Below are 20,553 nucleotides of genomic sequence, written 5' to 3'. Positions count from 1 at the left end.
TCGTGGCGCATCGCAAGGCGGGACCGCTGATCCAGCCGACCAGCCGGTCGAGCGGCGATGAGACGCCGCATACGCCGGGAGCGGAGCCCATACGCCGAGATCGAGGAGAACGGCTGCCGGAAGCGATCGGACGAACGTATTTATGGGCGTAGAAGGCGAGATGTTGTGATCCCTATACGATTTTCGGTGCTCGGCCCCTTGACGGTGGTTCGAGACGGGACGAAGGTGTCCGTCCCGGGTGGCAAAATACGGACCTTGCTCGCGGCGCTCCTGCTCCGGCCCAGCCAGGCCGTCTCGCTCGACCAGCTCGCCGGCCGGCTGTGGGATCAGCACCCGCCGCAACACCCGCGCCGGGTGCTGCAGACCAACATCGCGCGTCTGCGGCAGTCCCTGGGCCTGGGCGAAATGATCTTCACCGAGCCGGGCGGCTACGTCGCCCGCCTGGAGCCCGGCCAGCTCGATCTGCTCGAGTTCCAGCACCTGATCGAGACGGCCGCCACCGCGACGACCCCCGTGCTCGAAGGGCGTCTCCTTCATGAGGCTCTCGCCTTGTGGCGTGGGCCCGTATGCGCCGACGTCGAGTCGCAGGCACTCCACCAGATCGACGTCCCCCCACTCATCGAACAACGCCTCCATGCCCTCGAACGCCGCATCGACATCGATATCTACCTGGGCAGGAGCGCTGCGCTCGTAGCGGAGCTGCGTGCCCTGACCACTGAGCATCCCCTGCGGGAGCGGTTCTGGGCCCAGTTCATGACCGCCCTCTACCGGACCGGGCGGCAGGCCGACGCCCTCGACGCGTACCGCACCGTTTCTCACGTCCTCAAGGAGGAGCTCGGCATCGATCCCAACGCCGAACTGCGCCAGCTCCACCAGGACATCCTCACCCAGCAGTACGAGCCCCAGGAGCGCTACCCGCTGCATTCGCAGGCGGATGGCGACGCGCTCGCGATTCCCGCCGTGGCAACGAGGTCGACAGCAGGAGAGACAGCCTCGGTCGTGTCGTCGGATGCACGCGAGGGGGCGAAGGCGAGCCCGCCAGAGGAGGGACATGCGCTGGGCGTGCTGTTGCGCACCTGGCGGGCACGGGCTCTGCTGACACAAGAGCAGGTGGCGTTGCGGGCGGGCCTCAATGTCCGCACCGTTCGCCGCTTGGAGACGGGCGAGCTGCGACGGCCGCGCGGCACGTCGGTGCGCTCGCTTGCTGAGGCGCTGGGCCTGGACGCCACAGAGTTGTCGACCTTCATGCAGGCCACCAACGAAGGACGGGGCAGCCCCCTGCCGAAACGGACAATGCTCCGGCAACTACCTGCCGACGTGGGAGCATTCGTCGGCCGGGAGCAGGAACTGGCCTGCCTCGACCGCATCGGTGACGCCGCCACCGTGGTGGTCACCGCTATCGACGGCATGGCAGGAGTCGGCAAGACCGCGCTGGCCATCCACGCCGGACACCTGCTGACCCCCCGCTTCCCCGACGGCGAGCTGTTCGTCGACCTGCACGGCTACACCCGCGGAATGGCCCCCGCGGACCCGGCCGACACCCTCGCCCGCCTTCTGGGAGCCCTTGGCGTCCCCGGCGAATCGATCCCCCAGCACATCGACGACCGCGCGGCCCTGTATCGCAGCCAGCTGGCCGGCAGAAGAATGCTGATCGTCCTGGACAACGCCGCCGACGAAGCCCAGGTCCGCCCCCTCCTACCCGGCACGGGCGGCTGCTTCGTCCTGGTCACCAGCCGCCGTCGACTCGTCGGCCTGGACGACGTCAGGACGGTCTCAGTGGACGTCCTGCCATTACCCGACGCGATCGCCCTGTTCACCGGCACCGCAGGACGAGACCGCATCGCAGACGTGCCACACGAACTGCTGGCCGAGGTCGTACGACGATGCGGGCTACTGCCACTGGCCATCCGGCTGGCAGCCGCCCGGCTCAAGGCACACCCTGCCTGGAGCGTGAACCACCTGCTGAAACGGCTCGAAGAACACGAACGCCGCCTGGACGTACTCCAAGCCGGACAACGCAGCGTCACGGCAGCACTCGACCTGTCCTACCGCGAACTGACCACCACCGAACAACGCACCTACCGCCTGCTCGGCCTGCACGCCGGAGTCGACCTCGCCGCCGACGCCGCAGCTGCCCTGCTGAGCACCACCACGCCACGCGCCTCGGCGCTACTGGACCAGCTACTGGAGGTCCACCTGCTCCAAGAACCGATCCCCGGCCGCTACCACTTCCACGACCTGATCCGGGCGCACGCCGCCGAGACGGCCACCGCCGAGGAATCCGGGACCGAACGGCACGCCGCGCTGACCCGCCTGCTCGACTACTACAGTCAAGCCGCCTCCGCCGCGATGGACCGCCTCTACCCCTACGAGGCCGACACCCGCCCTCGTCCCCCCGCCCAAACCACATCCATGACCGACACCGCCACAGCCACCACCTGGCTCGACGCGGAGCTGGCCAACCTCCTCACCCTCGCCCAATACGCCGCCGAACACGGCTTCCCCCAGCACATCCAGCACCTGTCGGCCACCTTGCAACGGTGCCTGCGCATCCGCGGCCGCCACACAGAAGCGGAGACCCTCCTCACCCGGGCGCTGACCGCCGCCCGTGCGGCGTCAGATCGCATCGGGGAGATGGAGGCGCTCCTCGGGCTGGGAGAGATCCGTCACGCGAAGAGCCAGTACGACGCCGCCATCGATGCCAGCACCCATGCCGTGGCCATAGCCCGGGACATCGGTCACCGCACCGGCCACCTCCGAGCACTGAACAACCTCGGTAGCAACCATCTCGCCCTGGACAGGTACGGCATGGCCGCGGACTACTTCACGCAGGCGCTGGGCCTCGCCCGGGCGGTCGAACACCACACCGGTGAGCTCGAAGCATTGCTCGGCTGCGGCAATGTCTATCGAGTTATGGGCCGGTATGAAGAAGGAGTCGAATGCTTCGCGCAGACGCTGAGCCTCGCCCGGAAGATCGGCCACCGCACCAGCGAACTGCGAGCGCTGCTCGGCCTCGGTTACAACCATCTGAGGCGGGGAGAGCCCGGGCGGGCCACCGATTATCTGGAGCAGGTCCTGAGCCTGGCTCGCAGTATCGGGCATCGAATCGGCGAGCTCAACAGCCTCAACGCGCTCGGCCATCTGAACTTGATCCAGGGACGGCACGAGCAAGCCCGTGAGTGCTACGAGCAGGCCCTCGAATTCGCCCGCGAGATCGGCAACCGCAACGCTCATTTCGAAGCCGTCTCTGGCATGGGCCGCCTGCAGCAGGTCAGCGGCCGTTACGATCAGGCGCTCCACTGCCACCGCGAGGCACTCGCCCTCGCCTCGGACCTCGGCCATCCAACCGACCAGACACGCGCCCACGACGGCCTCGCCCACGCCCACGCCGCCCTCGGACACCACGACCGAGCCGTCCACCACTGGACCCAGGCCCTGACCGTCTTGACCTCGCTGGGCATCGACCGGACGGACGAAAGCGGGGTAGACGTCGAGAGCATCCGCACTCACCTCGCCCGTTACGGGGCATGATCGCTGGATAGCCGGGCTCGACCGTCGCTCCGATCGCCGCCATGTGCGGCGCGGCGATCGTCTCGATTCCCCACCCCTTTGCTCAGACCGCATACCCCGGTGTATCGCACCGAGCGCTATTCGTCGCGACGTGGAACCTCTACACATTCGATCTGTGGTAGCATATCATCCACACCGCGCATCTAACCGCCGGCCGGCGAAAGCAGTTATCAACCGCGATATCCCCCATCTGAGTAGCTCCGGTCCGGCAATCCATTTCTTCTACCTGCTCGCGGTCGGCAGCAACCCCGCTCAGGGCGAAAGCAGTCCGACCTGTAACAACATGCCGGTCGCCGGCATCGGAAACGCCAAGGCGGAGAAAATCTGGTATCGGGCCCTCACCGAATACTTCACCGCCAAGACCAACCACTCCAACGCCCGGGTCGCGACCCTGAAAGCTGCAGCCGACCTCTATGGGGCGCACAGCCTGGAATACAATACGGTCAACGCGGCGTGGTCCGCCGTATCAGTCGGCGGCGCCCACCCGTTCCCCGGGGAGCAGACGCCATATCCCGTCAACCCGGGAGACCAGGAGACCGCCGTGCGGAAGGCGGCCAGCCTGCGACTCGAAGCTACAAATCCCGGCGAACGGACGTTGACCTACTCGGCGACAGGGCTGCCTCCGGGACTCACCATGGACTCGGCCTCAGGCCTGATCTCCGGTACGCCCACGAAGACGGGCGACTACCGGGTGACGGTCGGAGTGACCGACACTCTCCATGCCCAAGGCGCCACGTGGTTCATGTGGTACGTGACGTGACTGCGTGGCCCAGCAAGGGCCTGCGGGAGTCGAGGTCAGAGGCCTCGGTCCGCCGGACCGGGTGATCTGCGCCCTCGGTGGCAACGATGACGTGCCCGGCCGGGTCACAGCACATCGACCGAGAGCAGCGTGTATCCGGCTTCCCTCCATGTCAGCTCGATATGGGTGAGGGGACAAGCCATCGGTGCGTCGCTGACCCTGCAACGCGGGTCACGCGGAGCTCGACAGACGTGGCGGACTCGGCAACGAACGGAGATCCAGTTCTCCGACGGATGGTTGTGGAAGATCAATCGTCTACTGGATCTCCGTTCCCATGTCTCGGGGACTCACCTCCTTGACAGCGCCACGGGCGCCTTGACCACCCGGAGGCGCCACGCCCCTCTCTGCGGCGGTGGACGCTCCAGTGAAGCCGAACAGAAGCCACCCCCAGTCATCATGTGCTCTTGTACAGCAGCGGTCTCCAGCCACACCGCTGGCACGTGATTTCTGGTCACTCAAGATGCGGGGCTGCGGTCATGCGGAAGTGGTGTGTTGTAAGCGCGATCGTCTGCGTGTTCACGTTGACGCCCGCCGACCAGGCGGCGGAGTTACCCGTCACTCGGAGCATTGCCCAGGAAACGCCGCTCGGCGCGGCAGGTGAAGCGCCGGAGCAGAGGTCCGGTTCGGCCGAGGACCTGCGCCCGGGCGGCTCGACGGAAACCAGCCTGCGCAGCACCGAGCGAAAGTGGGTGCGTCCCGAGCATGCGGTCGCGGACCGGCTGCCCACGCCGGCTCTCGATCCGCCCCCATCGCAAGCGCCGCAGCGGTTGACGAACGTGAAGATGTTCGAGGCCGAGTGGCCGAAGAGCGCAGACCAGGCCAAGATCGGCAAGGAGCTTGTCGAGCAGCGCTCCGCGACCTCCCGCGTGTACCAGAACGAGGACGGGACGCACACCCGCCGCCTGTACAGCGAGCCGACGCAGGCTCGACGGCCGGACGGGACTTGGGCGCCGATCGAGCTCGACCTGGCCCATGACGCCGGTGGGCGCATCGCGCCCCAGCTCGTTCCCTCTCCGGTCAGCTTCGCGGCCACCGCTGCTGACGGGAACCTCGCCACTCTGACGCTGGACAACGCGCAGGAGGTGGCCTTCGGCTTGCGCGGGGCGGCCGCGTCGCCCGGCCGAATCTCCGGCGAGCAGGTTGACTACGTCGGCGTACAGCCGGACGCCGACCTCCGGCTCAGCGCCACCGCGACCGGGCTCAAGGGGGGCATCGTGGTGCGCTCCGCCGACGCGCCGACCTCGTACGACCTCGATCTCCGGTTGCGCGGCCTGACCCCCGTCCTGGACAAGGCCACCGGCGACATCGCGTTGTCCGATGCCGGCGGCGCGGTCCAGGCGCTGGTCCCCGCCGGGTCGATGCGCGATGAGAAGGGCGCGACATCCCAGGGCGTCCGTTACCGCCTGCAGCAGTCCGGCCAAGCCTGGGTGCTGCGAGTGGAGTTGGAGGAGGACTGGCTGCGCCACAGCAGCCGGGTGTTCCCGGCCATGGTGGATCTGAGCCTGGAGCGGCAGATCAACGGCGACGGCGATGACACGTACGTCACCACCGGCGCGCCGGGCAACCACTCCGCGGAGGAGACCCTCAAGATCGGAAACGAGGGCTCCGGGCGGGTCCACGCGGCCTACCTGCACTTCTCCGGTTTGGCCAGTAGCCTGCCGAACCAGTACGTCGTCGGCGCGGCGCTGAACCTGTACAACGTGCACAGCGCCGCGTGCACCCCCAAGCCGGTGGACGTGTACGCGGTCGGCGCGCCCTGGTCCGGATCGCAGATGACCACCTGGCCGGGAGCCCCCCTCGCGCAGCATCTGAGCCAGCGGTCGTTCTCGTACGGCAAGGCCGAATGCCCGGCGGCGCGGGCGGCCCTCCCGCTGGAACTGGATCGGGACGTGCTCACCGACTGGACGCACGGCGCGCCGTTCTACGGCCTTTCCGTGCGCTCGGCCAAGGAGGCGGACACGGGCGGCTTCAAGCGGTTCGCATCGGCGCAGGCCACCGCCGAGAACAGCGCGGGTGTGCCGTTCCTGGACGTCACATACTCCCCGCAGGGCGCCGAATACCGAGTGGACGAGGTGACGCTGCCGACAGCGAACCGGGCCGGCCAGCTCAAGGCGACCGTCCGCAACCGTGGCGCCGCGACGTGGACGCCGAGCGGGCCGCACAAGTTCGGCTTCATCGTCAAGCGGGGCAGCGCCGTCGTGCAGACCTCGCCGAAGTTCAACGTCCCGAACGCCGCCCCGAACGCCTCAGTCGCGATGAACGTGCCCATTGCGCCGCTGCCGCCGGGCGAATACCAGGTCGCCATGACGATGTACAACGGCAGCACCGACTACCACGACTACGGCGTGCCCTACGGCGCGTTCGCCCTGCGGGTGGTCAACGTCCCGCCGACCACCCGCTTCCAGCAGCCGGGCAGCGGCGCGGCGGTTGACTCGATCAGGCCGACGCTCTACGCCGAAGGCCACGACGACGACAACTGGCCGGGCACCGGGTTCAAGTACAAGTTCAGGATCTGCGCGGGCACCCCCGAGAAGCCGGCCGACTGCACGGAGACGGAGGACTGGGCGAACGCGACGTGGGTGCCCCCGGCGGGCAAGCTGCGCTGGAGCCAGACGTACTACTGGTGGGTCCAGGTCCACGACAACGTCACGGCCGGTGAGTGGCGCGGCCCCCTCCAGCTGAACACGCGGGTGCCGCAGCCGGAGATCACCTCGCACCTCGGCCTGACCCCGCGGGGAGCGCCGGCGCCGGGGCTCGACCCGCAGGTCGGCAACTACGGGATGACCACCACCGACGCGTCGGTGGCCACCGTGAGCCCTGACCTGACCATCACCCGCGCGTACAACAGCCTCGACCCGCGCAACACCAACGCCTTCGGCGAGGGCTGGGCGTCCCGGCTGGACACGGAGCTGTCGAAGGACGACGACGGGTCCGGCAACGTGACGGTGACGCTCCCCACAGGCCGCCAGGTGCGCTTCGGCCGCAACCACGATGGCGCGTATGCGCCGCCGATGGGGCACAACCTCGACCTCGCTTACGATACGAGCACCGCCGAGTACACGCTGCGTGACACCAGCGGCAGCCAATGGCGGTTCTACGAGTGCGGCAAGCTGCGCCGAATCACCGACCCGAGCGGCCTCGTACAGGAGATCGAGTACGAGGCCGCCTGCCCTGCCGGCAAGCCCGTCAGCGTGCGCAATCTGACCAGCGGCCGGCGGCTGAACCTGACCTGGACCGGCGGCCACGTCACCCAGGTGACCACCGATCGGCCGTCGCCGAGCGTCTCGCCGCTGACCTGGACCTACACCTACGAAGGCGACCGGCTGACCAGCGCGTGCAACCCGGCTGCGGCGCCGAACTGCACCCGGTACGACTATCAGGCCGGCTCGCACTACCGGTCGGTGGCCGTGGACGACAGCCCGCGGGCGTACTGGCGTCTCGGCGAGACGACCACGGGCGGCGCGGCCAGCGTCACCGCCCGTACGCCGAATGCCGACACAGGCACCTACAACGCGGTGACGCTCGGCGTCACGGGGGCGCTGGCCGGCACCACCGACGGCGCCGCGGCGTTCAACGGCACGAGCAGCCGGATCGACCTGCCGGACAAGCTGACCAGCAGCACGATGACCCTCGCCGTCGAACTGTGGTTCAAGACCACCGCGGGTGGCGTGCTGATGAGCTACGCCGACCAGCCCTTGGCGTCGGCCACGGCGAGCAAGCGGTGGGCGCCGGTGCTGTACGTCGGGCAGGACGGCCATCTGCGTGGCGGATTCTGGGTGCCGAAGCCCGAGGGCAAGAAGCAGATCGTCTCCGACAGCCTGGTCAACGACGGCCGCTGGCATCACGTGGTGCTCTCCGGAGCGATCGACACCCAGAAGCTGTACATCGACGGCGTGGCGCAGAAGGGCGACGCCGACCCTGAGCAGGACGACACGATCAAGGGTCTCATCGACCACGACGAGATGCCGCACGTCGTCGCGGGCGCGGGCAGGACCACCGGATGGCCGTCGGGCAACGACGGCAACTACTTCTTCGCCGGCAACATCGACGAGATCGCGGTCTACCAGCACCCGCTCGGCTCGACCGCGATCGCCCAGCACGCCGCCGCGGCGCGGCAGGTCCAGCAGCTCACCAAGGTGACGCTGCCGCAGGACAACCGGATCGCCGCCCAGCTGACATACGACACCGCCAGGGACCGGGTGGCCACCTACACCGACCACTCGGGGCGGAGCTGGACTCTCGACGCGCCAAGCCGCAACGAGGCGGTCCGCGGGGTGGTGCTGCACGGGCCGTACCCCGACTACGTCTACGAGTTCGACGCCGACCACGGCGGCCGGCTGACCAAGCGCACCTATGACGGGAAGACCCGCCGCTACGAGTACAACACAGCACGACGCCGCCGGACGGCTGGCGGGCCTCGCGGACGCGATGGGCCGGGAGACCCGCTACACCTATTACGACGACGACCTCCCGGCGACCGCCACGCGCAAGAACGTCCAGCAGGCCAACGGCAGCCGCAAGGACGTGCTGCTCGACCAGCGCGAATACGACTCGGCAGGCAACGTCACGAAGATCACCGCCGCGGGCGGCCGGGTCACCACGATGGCCTACGACCCCGGCGGCCACCTCGCCACCCAGACTCTCGATCCGGCCGGGCTGAACCGTAGCACCACCTACACGCGCGCCGCGGACGGCCTACCGGTTGCCGTGGACCGCACCGGCGCCGTGCAGCCCGGCCGGGTCGAGACCACCAAGTACCGCTACGACGCGGCCGGACTGCTCATCGCCGAGGACGTCCAGGCGATCGAAGGCGACGCGGGCAGCGTGGTGTCCGCCACGTACGACCGCGACGAACGCGGTCTCGTCCTTGAGCAGGCGGACCGCAAGCGGCTCCCGACGACGTTCACCTACGACGCGCTCGGCCGGCTGGTCACCGAGACCGGCCCGCAGGTGGAGACCTGGGTGGCCGGACAGCGGCAGACCGGCGTCAGGCCGCAGTCGACGGCCGGCTACAACACCTTCGGCGAGCCCACCCACACGAAGGACCCGAACGGCGCGGTCACCACGGTCGGCCACAACCTGCTCGGGCAGGTGGCGTCGGTCCGGCGGCCCGAATACACGCCGTCCGGCGGGCAGGTGATCCGGGCCGAGACCCTCATCGGGTACGACAATCTCGGCAATGTGACCTCGGTGACCGACCCGCTGAAGCGGACCGTCACCCGTACCTTGGACCCGCACGGCCGGCCACTGACCGAGACGCTGCCTCCGGTCGACGGTCAGTCCGGCGTCACCAGAGTCCGGTATGACCGCAACGGTGAGCTGCGATCGGTCACCGACCCGAACGGCGCCACCGTCGAGAACACCTATGACGAGCTGGGCCGGCGCATCACCAATACCGCCGTCGAACGTGCGCCGCAGATGTTCTTCATCACGAAGTACGGCTACGACGACGCGGGCAACCTGACCGCGGTGACCGACCCGGCAGGTCACACCGCCATCAGTACCTTCAACGCCGCCGGCGAGGAGCTCACCAGCAAGGATCCGACCGGCCGCACCACCACCCACACCTACGACAACGTGGGCCGCCCGCGCACCTCCACCGATCCGGCCGGCGCCACGACCCGCATGGACTACAACCTGCTCGGCCAGGCCACCCTGACCGCGCAGCTGATCGGAGGGGTCGGGATCGAACAGCGCCGCTGGCAGATGGCGTACGACCCCAACGACAACCTGACCAAGACCACCTCGCCGGAGGGCCGGACGACCACGCTCGGCTACGACGCGATGAACCGGCTGGTGCGCCAGGAAGAGAAGATCAGCGAGACCAAGACGATCCGTACCACGTTCGGTTACGACGCGGCCGGCAACCAGACCCGGTTCGTCGACGGTAACGAGCACGCCACCGACTACACCTTCACACCGTGGCGCCTGCCGGAGTCGACGATCGAGCCGGCCACCGCCACCACCCCGGACGCGCCTGACCGGACCTGGACCACGTCCTATGACCCGGTCGGCAACGCGGTACGGCAGACCGCCCCCGGCGGGGTGACCCTCACCGCGGAGTACGACGCCCAGAACCGGCTCAAGGTCCAGCGCGGCACGGGTGCGGAGGCGCCGACCGCGGACAAGACCTACGGCTACGACCCGGGCGGGCGGCTCACCTCCTTCGGCGGGCCGGGCGGGCCGACCCGGCTGAGCTACGATGACCGCGGCAATCTGCTGACCACCCGCGGCCCGGCCGGCGACGCCACCCTTACCTACACCGGCGACAGCCGGCTCGTCACGCGGAGCGACGCGGCAGGGATCTCGACGTACACCTACGACGGCGCGGGCCGCACGAATTCCGTCACCGACGGCCTGTCCGGCAGCACCGTCGACTTCGCGTACGACTCGGCGGGCCGGCTCTCCTCCACCGCCCAGCGCGGCATGGCGAGCCTGGTCAAGCGGGTCAACACCTACGACTCGCTGAGCCGCCTCGTCGGCGACAAGATCACGGAATACACCGCCGGCGGTGCGGTGTCGCGCATCATCCAGGGCGCCGACTACCGCTACGACACCGACGACAACGTCACCTCGAAGAAGACCATCACGAATGGGGTGGAATCCCCCAACGCCTATCAATACGACGGCGCCAACCGGCTCACCTCCTGGACCCCGCCAGGCGGCACCGCCACGACGTACGAATGGGACGACGCCGGCAACCGGACCAAGGCCGGCTCGACCACCTTCGCCTACGACGCACGCAACCAGCTCATGTCCGGCGGCGGGATCGAGTACACCTACAAGCCACGCGGCACCATGGCCACCGCCGGGACCCGCAACCTCGCCTTCGACGCCTTCGACCAGCTCGCGTCGAACGGAGTGCGGTACACCTACGACAGCCTCGGGCGAGTCGCCCAGCGCAACAGCGTCACCCACAAGTACAGCGGCCTGGGCAACGACGTCGTCTCCGACGGCACGAGGCTGACCAGCCGCGGCGTGAACGGCGAACCGGTCGCCGACAAGGCCGCCGGTTCCACCGCCACCGGCAAGCTGCTCTACTCCGATCAGCACGGCGACGTCACCGGCCGTTACGGCGGCGCGGAGACGTCCGGCACCCGCACGTTCGACCCGTTCGGTGCGCAACTCGGCACCGGCGAGGCGGGGGAGACGCCCAGCGTCGGCTTCCAGGGCGAGTGGACCGAACCCACCACGGGCGCGGTCAACATGCACGCCCGGTGGTACAACCCTGGCAGCGGCGTGTTCACCAGCCGGGACACCTGGACCATCCCGCAGGTCCCGTCGACCGTCGGCAACCGCCACGCCTACGGCATGGCCAACCCCCTCGGCAACGTCGATCCCTCGGGGCACCTTCCCTGCTCGGTCTACGCCTTCGGTCCCGAATGCCACGACCCGAAATCGAGGCAGTGGTTCGACTACCCCCGCCCCGGCTTTACCAATGGCAGCATCAACGGCCCGGCCGGAAATGGAGGCAGTGGCTCCTCCGGTGGCTCCGGCAGCGGCGCCATGAACGGATCCGGAAAGGGGTTCCCCCCGCCCCCGCCCCCGCCCCTCTGGCAGAAGAACCTCAACAACCCGCCGCCACGACCGCCCGCAGGCGAGACGGTTCCGCCGCCACCGGCAACGCTGCCGAGCTGGGACCCCGACCACAGCGATCTGATCGACCGGTCGAACTCGCTCTCCGACGAAGCCACGGAAATCACCGAAGATTCCGTGGAGCCGAGCCCGATCAATTTCCGGCCGGATGAACCGGATGAATACGACTTCGACGGCACCTGTGAGGCGGAGAACATCGGCAAGTGCCCCAAAACTCCGCTGAACAATGACCGCAACTTCTTCGAGGACCTTTGGGATGACACCGTCGAAGGCACCGGTAGATCGGCTGATGTGGTGGGCGGCGCCGGGGCATGGCTGTGGAAGTACCGAGCCCTCATGCTTTCCGGAGCCGGGGCGATAGCAGGCACCATCTGTCTCTTCCCGGGACCGCATTCCGTTGCGTGCGGGATCGCGGGCGCCGCCTTCGCCCTTTCGACGGTCGATGGCTTCATCGGATGCGCGTTTGGTCGCTCCAACGACGCCTGCTTCATGGCGATCATGAGCCTGTCGCTCCTCCAGTACGGGAAGGCGATTCACGGGCTGGGGAGCGGTCTGTTCGCGTTGGCTAGGACGTGGGCGTGGGGGACCAGATGGCTTCCCCGTGCGGGCGGCTTGGTGGCGAGGGGAGCAGAGGGCTCACTGGGTCTGTTCGATCTAAGTCTGAACCTAGGCATGACGGCCCTGGAAGCCGGCAGGATCAGAAAATGGGATAGCTCGAACAAGAATCGCGTCCAATTCCCGCAAATGTGTGAGGGAAAGACCTGCTGAGCCCCTCTCGTTCATATAGTCCGGCGGTCATGACCGGCTGGAAGTCTCAACGACGAGATTCACCTTTCGGGTGCGCTCCTCGTGACGGAGAACATTTTCTGGAGGTATCTGTGAGCAGCCGAAAGGTGCCTGCCGTGGTGGCGGCGATTTTAGCCCTGGGTGCACTGATCGTTCCCACCCCGCCGGCATGGGCGGTACCGCTGCCGTCCCCGACGGATCGGATGGACGCGGCGGTGCGGGTCGCGGCCGCGGTGGACACGGCCAGGCCCGGGGCCAAGGGCAGGGTGCTGCCGCTCGAGACCGACGGCCAGGGCCGGGCCCTGGTGTACGTGTCCGGCACTGACGTCACCGCAGCCCGCGAGGCGGTCAAGGCGGCCGGTGGCGTGGTGTCCGATGCGAGTGGTGACCGGGTTCGTGCCGCGGTGCCACCCGGCAAGCTGGAGGACCTGGCGTCCCGGTCCGATGTGGTGGAGGTGCGCCGCCCGGAGCGGCCGGTGCCATTGGACACCACCTCGGAAGGTGTGGCGCGGTCGGGCGCGCAGGCCTGGCACAGCGCCAGCCCCGCCCGGCTCGGCGCCGGGGTCAAGGTGGGAATCCTCGACGTCGGGTTCGGCCGGCTCGCGGCCGCTCAGCAGGCGGGTGACCTGCCGGCCGACGTGACGGTGAACAACGGCCTGTGCTCCCCGCAGGGGCAGAGCACGCACGGCACCACCGTGGCCGAGGTCGTGCACGACATGGCACCTGAGGCGAAGCTCTATCTGGCGTGCGTCACCGACTCGATGAGCTTCGACGACGCCGCCCGCTGGCTGAAAGGCCAGGGCGTGCAGATCGTCAACGTCTCCATGGGCTTCCCCGGCACCGGGCGGGGCAGCGGTATGCCTGACGCGATCGATCCCGATGCGACCGATCCGGTCTGGAGCCCGGCGACGGTGGTGGCGTGGCTGCGCGGCCAAGGGGTCGTGGTCGTGGCGGCGGCCGGCAACGAAGCCGAGCAGCACGCGTACGGGGCCGTGAGCGACGCGAACCGCAACGGCTGGCTGAACTTTCCCGGAGGGGGCGAGAACCAGGGGTTCACCGTGCGTGAGAGCGGGGCGCCGATCACCATCGAGCTGCGCTGGGACGCCTGGCCGCGCACCAACACCGACTACGACGTCTATGTCATGGACCAGCTGGGCGTGCCTTCGGACAATCCCGGTCGCCTTCCGGTGGCAGTCGCGAATCGCCCGCAGCAGGAGACGCCGGGCGGGCTCCACCCGGTCGAGACGGTGACCATCGAAAACACCGAGGCCGGTACGGCCTACTGGATCTACGTCAAGGTCAAGAACTCCGCCCCCACGAGCACGCGCTTCGACCTGACCATTCACGGTCGGGCCCAAGGGGTCGCCATCAAGCACCCGGAAGGCAGCATCGCCGAGCCGGCCAGCTCGCCGTACGCCATCGCGGTCGGTGCCATCACGCCGGCCGGTGCCGCCGCGGGCGGAGACGTGGAGGGATACTCGAGCCGAGGCCCGACGATCGACGGGCGGGTCAAACCCGACGTGATCGGGTTCACCGGCGTCAGCACGTTCACCGGCGGACCGGCCAACCCGGAGACCCGGCAGGGCACCTCGATCGCGGCCGCGCACGTCACCGGAGCCGCCGCGCTGTACAAGGGCGTCCGGCCCGGCCTCGACCCGGCCGAGCTGGAAGCGCTGCTGCTGGACAGCTCCACCCGGCCCGGGCGGAACAACGCCTTCGGATCCGGCGTGCTCAACGTCGGTCAGATACGCGACCTGGCCCCGCCGTCCGGCAGCGCTTTCACTCCTCTGCCCACCTACCGGCGGCTGCTCGACACCCGCGACCCGGCCGGCCGTCATCCGGCGCCGCTGGCCCGCGGGGAGACACTCGCGCTGGGCGTCCCCGACCTGCCCGCCGACGCCACCGCGGTCATGATCGATGTCACCGCGGTCAACCCGACGGGCGACACCGAGCTGGAGTTCTTCTCCGACACCCCGCAGGGCATCCCGTCCCTGGCCGCCGACGCGCGCAGGGTGACGACGGCCCTGGTCTCCGTCACGCTGCATCCGCAGGACAAGACCGTCAAGGTCAAGAACTCGTCGGCGACGACTGAGGTGGTGATCGACGTGTACGGCTGGTACAGCAGCCAGAGCAGCGCGTCCACCTATTTCCCCAAGACCTCGCCGTACCGGCTGCTGGACACCCGGACCTGGGGGATCGCCGCGCCCAAGCTCGACCCGGACGAGGAGCAGATCCTGCAGGTTCGCGGCGTGGCCGGCGTCCCGGGTACCGCCACCGCGGTGCTGGTCGACGTCAAGGCGACCGACGTGACCGAGACGGCCAACCTGGAGTTGTACGCAAAGACCGCCCGGGGCAAGGTCACCTTGTCGGCGCGCCCGGGCGAAACCCTGCAGACCCTCACCCTGGTCCCACTCGCCGATGACGGGACGATCAGGATCCGCAACGGCGGCTCCGGGCAGGCGCATGCGGTCGTCGACCTGGTCGGCTGGTACGCCACCGGCGGCGGGGCCCGTTATGTGCCGCTGCGCTACGCCCAGCCGCTGTTCGACAGCCGGACGGGCACCAACACCGCGCCGGGCGCGTTCGACACCGCCGATACGCGCGCGGTTCAGGTCAAACTGCAGCCCCGGGTGCCGTCCAACGCCACCGCCGTCATGCTCGAGGTGGCGCAATCGCGACGGCGCCTGGCGGCGGCCACCAGCGTGGCGTTGTGGTGCACGGAGTGCGGCTGGTGGGGCCACACGAACGTCAGCAGCAGCTCATACGAGAGGCAAGGCGGGGATGGAGATCCTGTGCCCGTATCGCCGGTCCAGACGGTGAGCAACTCCGCAGTCGTCTCACTGGGCGCCGATGGCACCCTCAACGCGCAGAACGCCCAAGGTGACGGACCCGGAAGCGTGGGCGTCCCCGGTGTGCACATCTCAGCCGGTCTCACCGGGTACTTCGTGGGCGGCCAGGCGCACGGGTCCGCCCCCTTGCCGTCACCGACCGGCCACTGGAGGTTCGACGACGGCACCGGGACGACGGCCGCGGACTCGTCCGGCAACGGGCGCCCCGCGACCATCCAGGGCGGCGCGTCGTGGATCGGCGGGCGAAGCGGCGGGGCGATCATGCTGAACGGTACGTCGGGCCACGCGGCCACGGCCGGCAGCGTGCTGCGCACCGACCGGTCCTTCACCGTATCGACGTGGGTCTTCCTGAACCGCCGGGGCGACTGGTTCACCGCCCTCGCGCAGTCGGGGCGCCAGCAGTCCGCGTTCTACCTCCAGTACAGCCGCGAGACGGACAAGTGGCGGTTCGTCGCTCCGTCCGCTGACACCGCCAGCCCGCCCGCCTATGTCTCGGCCGGCGCCGCGACGCAGGCCGCCACCGGCGAGTGGACTCACCTGGCGGGCGTGTACGTCTCCGGAGCGCGCCAGCTGAAGCTGTACGTCAACGGGGCCCTGGCCGGCCAGGCCACCGGCACCACCTGGAATGCCGACGGGCCGTTCACGATCGGTGCGGCGAAGAGCGGCGGACAGGTGAACAACCGCTTCCCCGGCGGCGTGGACGATGTCCGAACCTATGACCGGGCACTGTCCGACTCCGAGGTGCGGGAGTTGCACCGGATCCCGCCGCCGGGGCTGTACGACCACTGGAAGTTCGACGAGGGCTCCGGCACGGTGACGCGATCCTCGGAAGGGCGGAAGACGAACGGCACCTTGAAGGACGGCGCCTCGTGGGAGACCGCCGGTCTGGCCGGCGGTGCGGTGCGGCTCAACGGCACCTCGGCGTTCGTCGAGATGCCGTCACGCGCGATCGCCAGCACCGACAGCTTCACCGTGACCGCATGGGTGAAGCCGATCAGCAACGTCAACGGCGGGTGCCGGATCGTGCTCAGCCAAGACGACGCCACGATGAGCGGTTACGCCCTGAAACACTGTGGCCCCGGGACGGGCAGCTGGCAGCTCGGAAAGGTGAGCCCGACGAACCTGGCGGCGGGCACCGCGGCCCACGGACCGCCGGCCACTCTGAACAGGTGGACGCACCTGGCCGGGGTGTACGACGCCGACGCCCGCGTGCTTCGGCTGCACGTCAACGGAAGTGTCGTCGCCACCGTCGACGGGGTGACCTTGGACAACGCGCTTGGCGCGTTCGCCGTCGGTCGGGGTCGGCTGACCTCCGGATCGGCCGGCTTCTTCGCAGGTGCGATCGATGACGTACGCGTCTATGGAGGCGCGCTGAGCGACGGCGAGATCCGCGTGCTCGGCACGGCCCCCCGCTGAACTGGGCGGCGGACAGGGAGGTCTGGGCGAGGATCGGCTGCTGGGTTGTGGAAAGGGGCGTCAGCCGTACAGGCCGGCGCCCGACCAAGGAAGGCCGTTACAAACCCGACATGGTCGGCCCGGCACCAGCATGTCCTGCCCGCTGGTGGCCGGCCGTGCCGCCGCCGTCCGCGGAAGCCTCCTCAAGAACGGCACCCCCCGACCCCACCGCCGCGCTCGTCAAGGCGCTGCTCATCAACGGCACCGGCTGGGTCAGCTCGCCGAGATGACCTGGCGCGAACCGACCCGCCGCCACCATCACGACCCTGACTTCATGCTCGGCGAAGCTCCTGGTGGCAGGGACGTTTTGGCGGACTGCCTTACCTGCCGGAGCTTCGTTTGCTGTTACCGGCCGGACAGACCGAGCGGACCGAGCAGGCCGCTGTGGCTCGCCCGACTGCGGTCGTGTCCGTCCGGGGCGGCTACCGGTTGTCGGGTGGTTGAGGTGTCTGTTCGGGGTTGTCCCAGCCGGAGGTGAACCAGTGGGCTTGGCCGGTGGTGGGGTCGTAGGAGCGCCGGCTGATGGTGCCGATGTTGCCGCCGTAGACGTGGATGCCGATGGTGGGTTGGTTGCCGATGGCTGTGACGGTGTGGACGTCGTCGTCGGTGGTGCAGCAGATGGTGACCTGGCCTGGTTCCCATCGTGTTTCGCCGGCTGGTGTGAGGGGGGTGTTGGTGGTGGTTGTCGTTGGTTTGAGGTAGCGGGTCTCGTGTTCGGCTCCTGCGTAGATGCCGGCGACGCCCCAGGTTTCGTGTGAGTGCACGGGGGTGCGTTGGCCTGGGTTCCAGATGACGGAGGCCATGGACCAGGTGTCGTCGGCGGCGATGTGGAGCGGATATGTCAGGTGACGCACGGGCGATGGTCGTGTGAGCTGTGGTGGGAGCTGGTAGTCGCTGGCCAGTAGGGCCGAGAGTAGTTCGGCGACGCGTGCGGTGATCTCGTGTTCGTCGTGGGTGGTGCTGACCACGAGGTCCACGTCGTGGATGAAGGTCTGCAGGCGATCAGGGTTCATGGTGTTCTCCTTCGCGCGATGCCTTTGATGATCGCTATGTCGATCATGATGGGGTGCCGGGCAGGATCCGGTACTTGAGGTGGGTGACGCCGGGTGCTTCGATGGCGCGGATCTGCTCGAGTCGGATGTCGGCGTCGCCGAGGTTGTCCAGGAGGCGGGATCCGTCTCCGAGTAGTACGGGGACGACGTGTAGTTCGAGTTCGTCCAGTAGTCCCGCGGCCAGGTATTGCTGGGCGATGTGGCCGCCGCCCCAGAGCATGACGTCCTTGCCGCCGGCGGCTTTCTTGGCTTGCTGGAGGGCGGATTCGATGCCGTCGGTGACGAAGTGGTAGGTGGTTCCGCCTTCCATCTGTACTGGATGGCGGGCGTGGTGGGTGAGGATGAACACGGGGTAGTGGAAGGCCGGGTTGTCGCCCCACCAGCCTGTCCACTGTTCTCCGTTCCAGGCGCCGCCGCCGATGGGGCCGAACATGTTGCGGCCCATCACTCCGGCGCCGAGGTTCTCGATCGCCTCCTCGAATACCGCGGTGCTCGGGTTCACCTCGCCTCCCTGCTCGCCATGGGCTCGGCGGAAGGCGGCCAGCGGGACCACCCAGTCGTGGAGCTGATCGCCACCCACGCCGAGCGGGTTCTCCTCGCTCTGGTCCGGGCCGGCGACGAAACCGTCCAGCGAGATCGAGATGTGACACCGGAGCTTGCTCATCGTGCCTCCTCGGTCAGCTCGGCGCCGCCGTTCGGCGCCGTCAAGAAATAGTCGGAGCCGGCCCGGCCGGCTCGACATCACTACGGAACTACGTGCTGAACATGCGGGGCGTTCGTGGTCTGAACCGCCGCAGGCGGCGGTTCAGATACCCGCACGGGTGAACGTCACATGCGTGACTCCGCTGGGCGAGGAGGTGGCCTCGACCGCGTAGTCCTTCTCGAGGCCCTCCAGTCCGTTCCAGAGCCGCATGCCCCGGCCGAGCAGGATCGGGACCACCGCGATGTGCAGGTAATCGACGAGCCCGGCAGCGAGGAAGTCGCGGATCGTGGTGGGGCCGCCGCCGATGCGTACGTCCTGGCCGTCCGCAGCCTTGCGGGCGGTCTCGAGCGCCTCGGCAGGCGAGGCGTCGATGAAGTGGAACGTCGTGCCGCCCTCCATCTCGATCGGCGGGCGCGGGTGATGGGTGAGGACGAAGACCGGGGTGTGGAACGGCGGGTTGGGCCCCCACGCGCCCTTCCACTCCGGGTCCTCGTGCCATCCGGGGTGGCCGAACTTCCCGGCACCCATGATCTCGGCGCCGATCCCCGGACGGTGTTCCTGGGCGAAGACGTGATCGACGCCCCCGCTTCCGCCGGGCTGCCACCACCGAGTGGCGAACAGCCATTCGTGGAGCCTGTCCCCGGCGTGACCGAAGTGTGCGTCGTGGCTCTGACCCTCACCGGCGCCGAAGCCGTCGAGTGAGATGGAGAAGTTGTGGACGCGGGCGAGTGACATGGCTGATGCTCCTTTGGCAATGGGGGGCGTTGTCGCAGGTGGGATGGGAACGGAGGTTGGCGGCATTCGGGTCATCGCCGCCCCAGGTTCTGCTCCCACGTACCGAGAATTAACTGTATCTCTAGGACACTGTGTATGCTAGAGACAGTTTGGATGGGATGGCAAGGAGAGGACGGCGATGTCGGCCAACGAGAATCCGAAGGCAGTAGCCGAACTGCTGTGGGGCCTGCGGAAATCGCGTAGCAGAGGCCCCAGGCCCGCCTTCGACGTCGCCCAGGTGGCCGACACCGCTGTGAAGGTCGCCGACACCGAAGGACTGGAGGTGGTCTCCATGCAGCGGGTCGCCGCAGAGCTCGGCCTGACCAAGATGGCCCTGTATCGCTATGTCAACGGCAAGGCCGAGCTGATAGCCGTCATGATCGAGGCGGCGGTCGGCACACCCCCCGACCTGAGCGGGGTGACCGGCTGGCGGGCCAAGCTGGAAGAGTACGCCCGCCAGTTGTCCGCCGCCTGGCGGCGCCACCCCTGGCTGACGTCGATAACCGTGGGCGACCGTGTCATGGGCCCTCGTGAGACCGGGTGGCCCGAGAGTGCCCTCAGCGCCCTGGCCGATACCTCCCTGACCGAACGCGAACGACTGGATGCGGTCATGCTGGTGTCCAGCCACATCCGCGCCACCCACGCGGCCGCCACCCCGGGCACCCAGACCTGGACGGGCGGCAGCGCCGCCTCGATCATGCGTGACCTGCTACGCCTCAACGCCGACCGTTTCCCGCTCCTCGCTGCCGTCGAGGCCACCCCCTCGGCCACGACGACGCAGGAGTTCGGCCTACGCGCCATCCTCGACGGTCTCGAACACACCATCAGCCAACGCGGTGACGATGAATGAGTCATCTCAGCAGGTGATTTCCTTGCCGACGAGGATTTCACTGATCAGGCTCAACACGCTCGCGTGTACGCCCCCCGCCCTTCCGTGCGGTGTGACATCCACCGCACGGCTCGTGCAGA

The 20,553-nt window shown here is 68.6% G+C and carries 9 protein-coding genes; 6 read left to right on the top strand and 3 right to left on the bottom strand.

Annotated features, from left to right (window positions below; translation table 11 throughout):
• Positions 1-57: 57 nt before the first annotated feature.
• The 5 genes from V5E28_RS44110 (at position 58) to V5E28_RS44090 (ending at position 17,016) form a co-directional block, all read left to right on the top strand.
• Entirely contained in the window at positions 58-3,531 is a 3,474-nt protein-coding gene (locus V5E28_RS44110) for an AfsR/SARP family transcriptional regulator (protein WP_336216123.1), read from the top strand.
• 154 nt (positions 3,532-3,685) lie between these two features.
• A complete protein-coding gene (locus tag V5E28_RS44105; protein ID WP_336216122.1) occupies positions 3,686-4,330 on the top strand; it encodes a M4 family metallopeptidase in 645 nt (214 codons plus the stop codon).
• An 821-nt stretch (positions 4,331-5,151) separates the two neighbouring features.
• The gene (locus tag V5E28_RS44100) at positions 5,152-9,036 is read left to right on the top strand and encodes a DNRLRE domain-containing protein (RefSeq protein WP_336216157.1); all 3,885 of its coding nucleotides are present in this window, start codon (positions 5,152-5,154) and stop codon (positions 9,034-9,036) included.
• On the top strand, positions 8,972-12,733 hold the full coding sequence (locus tag V5E28_RS44095) for an RHS repeat-associated core domain-containing protein (RefSeq protein ID WP_442945970.1): 3,762 nt from the start codon (positions 8,972-8,974) through the stop codon (positions 12,731-12,733). Before V5E28_RS44100 ends, V5E28_RS44095 begins: the two co-directional genes overlap by 65 nt.
• Positions 12,734-12,843: 110 nt before the next feature.
• Complete coding sequence (locus tag V5E28_RS44090) at positions 12,844-17,016, top strand: LamG-like jellyroll fold domain-containing protein (protein WP_336216121.1); 4,173 nt, start codon at positions 12,844-12,846, stop codon at positions 17,014-17,016.
• 461 nt (positions 17,017-17,477) lie between these two features.
• Here the strand turns inward: V5E28_RS44090 and V5E28_RS44085 are convergent, their stop codons facing one another.
• The 3 genes from V5E28_RS44085 to V5E28_RS44075 all read right to left on the bottom strand — a co-directional run bounded on the left by V5E28_RS44085 (position 17,478) and on the right by V5E28_RS44075 (position 19,545).
• On the bottom strand, positions 17,478-18,068 hold the full coding sequence (locus V5E28_RS44085; RefSeq protein WP_336216120.1) for a hypothetical protein: 591 nt from the start codon (positions 18,066-18,068) through the stop codon (positions 17,478-17,480).
• Between the two features lie 43 nt (positions 18,069-18,111).
• Positions 18,112-18,771 carry a dihydrofolate reductase family protein gene (locus tag V5E28_RS44080; protein WP_336216100.1) on the bottom strand — a complete coding sequence of 220 codons (660 nt, stop codon included), beginning with the start codon at positions 18,769-18,771 and terminating at the stop codon, positions 18,112-18,114.
• A 141-nt stretch (positions 18,772-18,912) separates the two neighbouring features.
• A complete protein-coding gene (locus tag V5E28_RS44075; protein WP_336216118.1) occupies positions 18,913-19,545 on the bottom strand; it encodes a dihydrofolate reductase family protein in 633 nt (210 codons plus the stop codon).
• A 178-nt stretch (positions 19,546-19,723) separates the two neighbouring features.
• On the opposite strand from V5E28_RS44075, the gene V5E28_RS44070 reads away from it, so the two are divergent.
• Complete coding sequence (locus tag V5E28_RS44070; RefSeq protein WP_336216116.1) at positions 19,724-20,434, top strand: TetR/AcrR family transcriptional regulator; 711 nt, start codon at positions 19,724-19,726, stop codon at positions 20,432-20,434.
• Positions 20,435-20,553: the final 119 nt, after the last annotated feature.

Origin of the sequence: Nonomuraea sp. LPB2021202275-12-8, assembly GCF_037044575.1 — a bacterium.
Classification (GTDB): Bacteria; Actinomycetota; Actinomycetes; order Streptosporangiales; family Streptosporangiaceae; genus Nonomuraea.
Note: the sequence above shows the minus strand (reverse complement) of the source record. Positions and strands in the feature narration are given on the sequence as shown.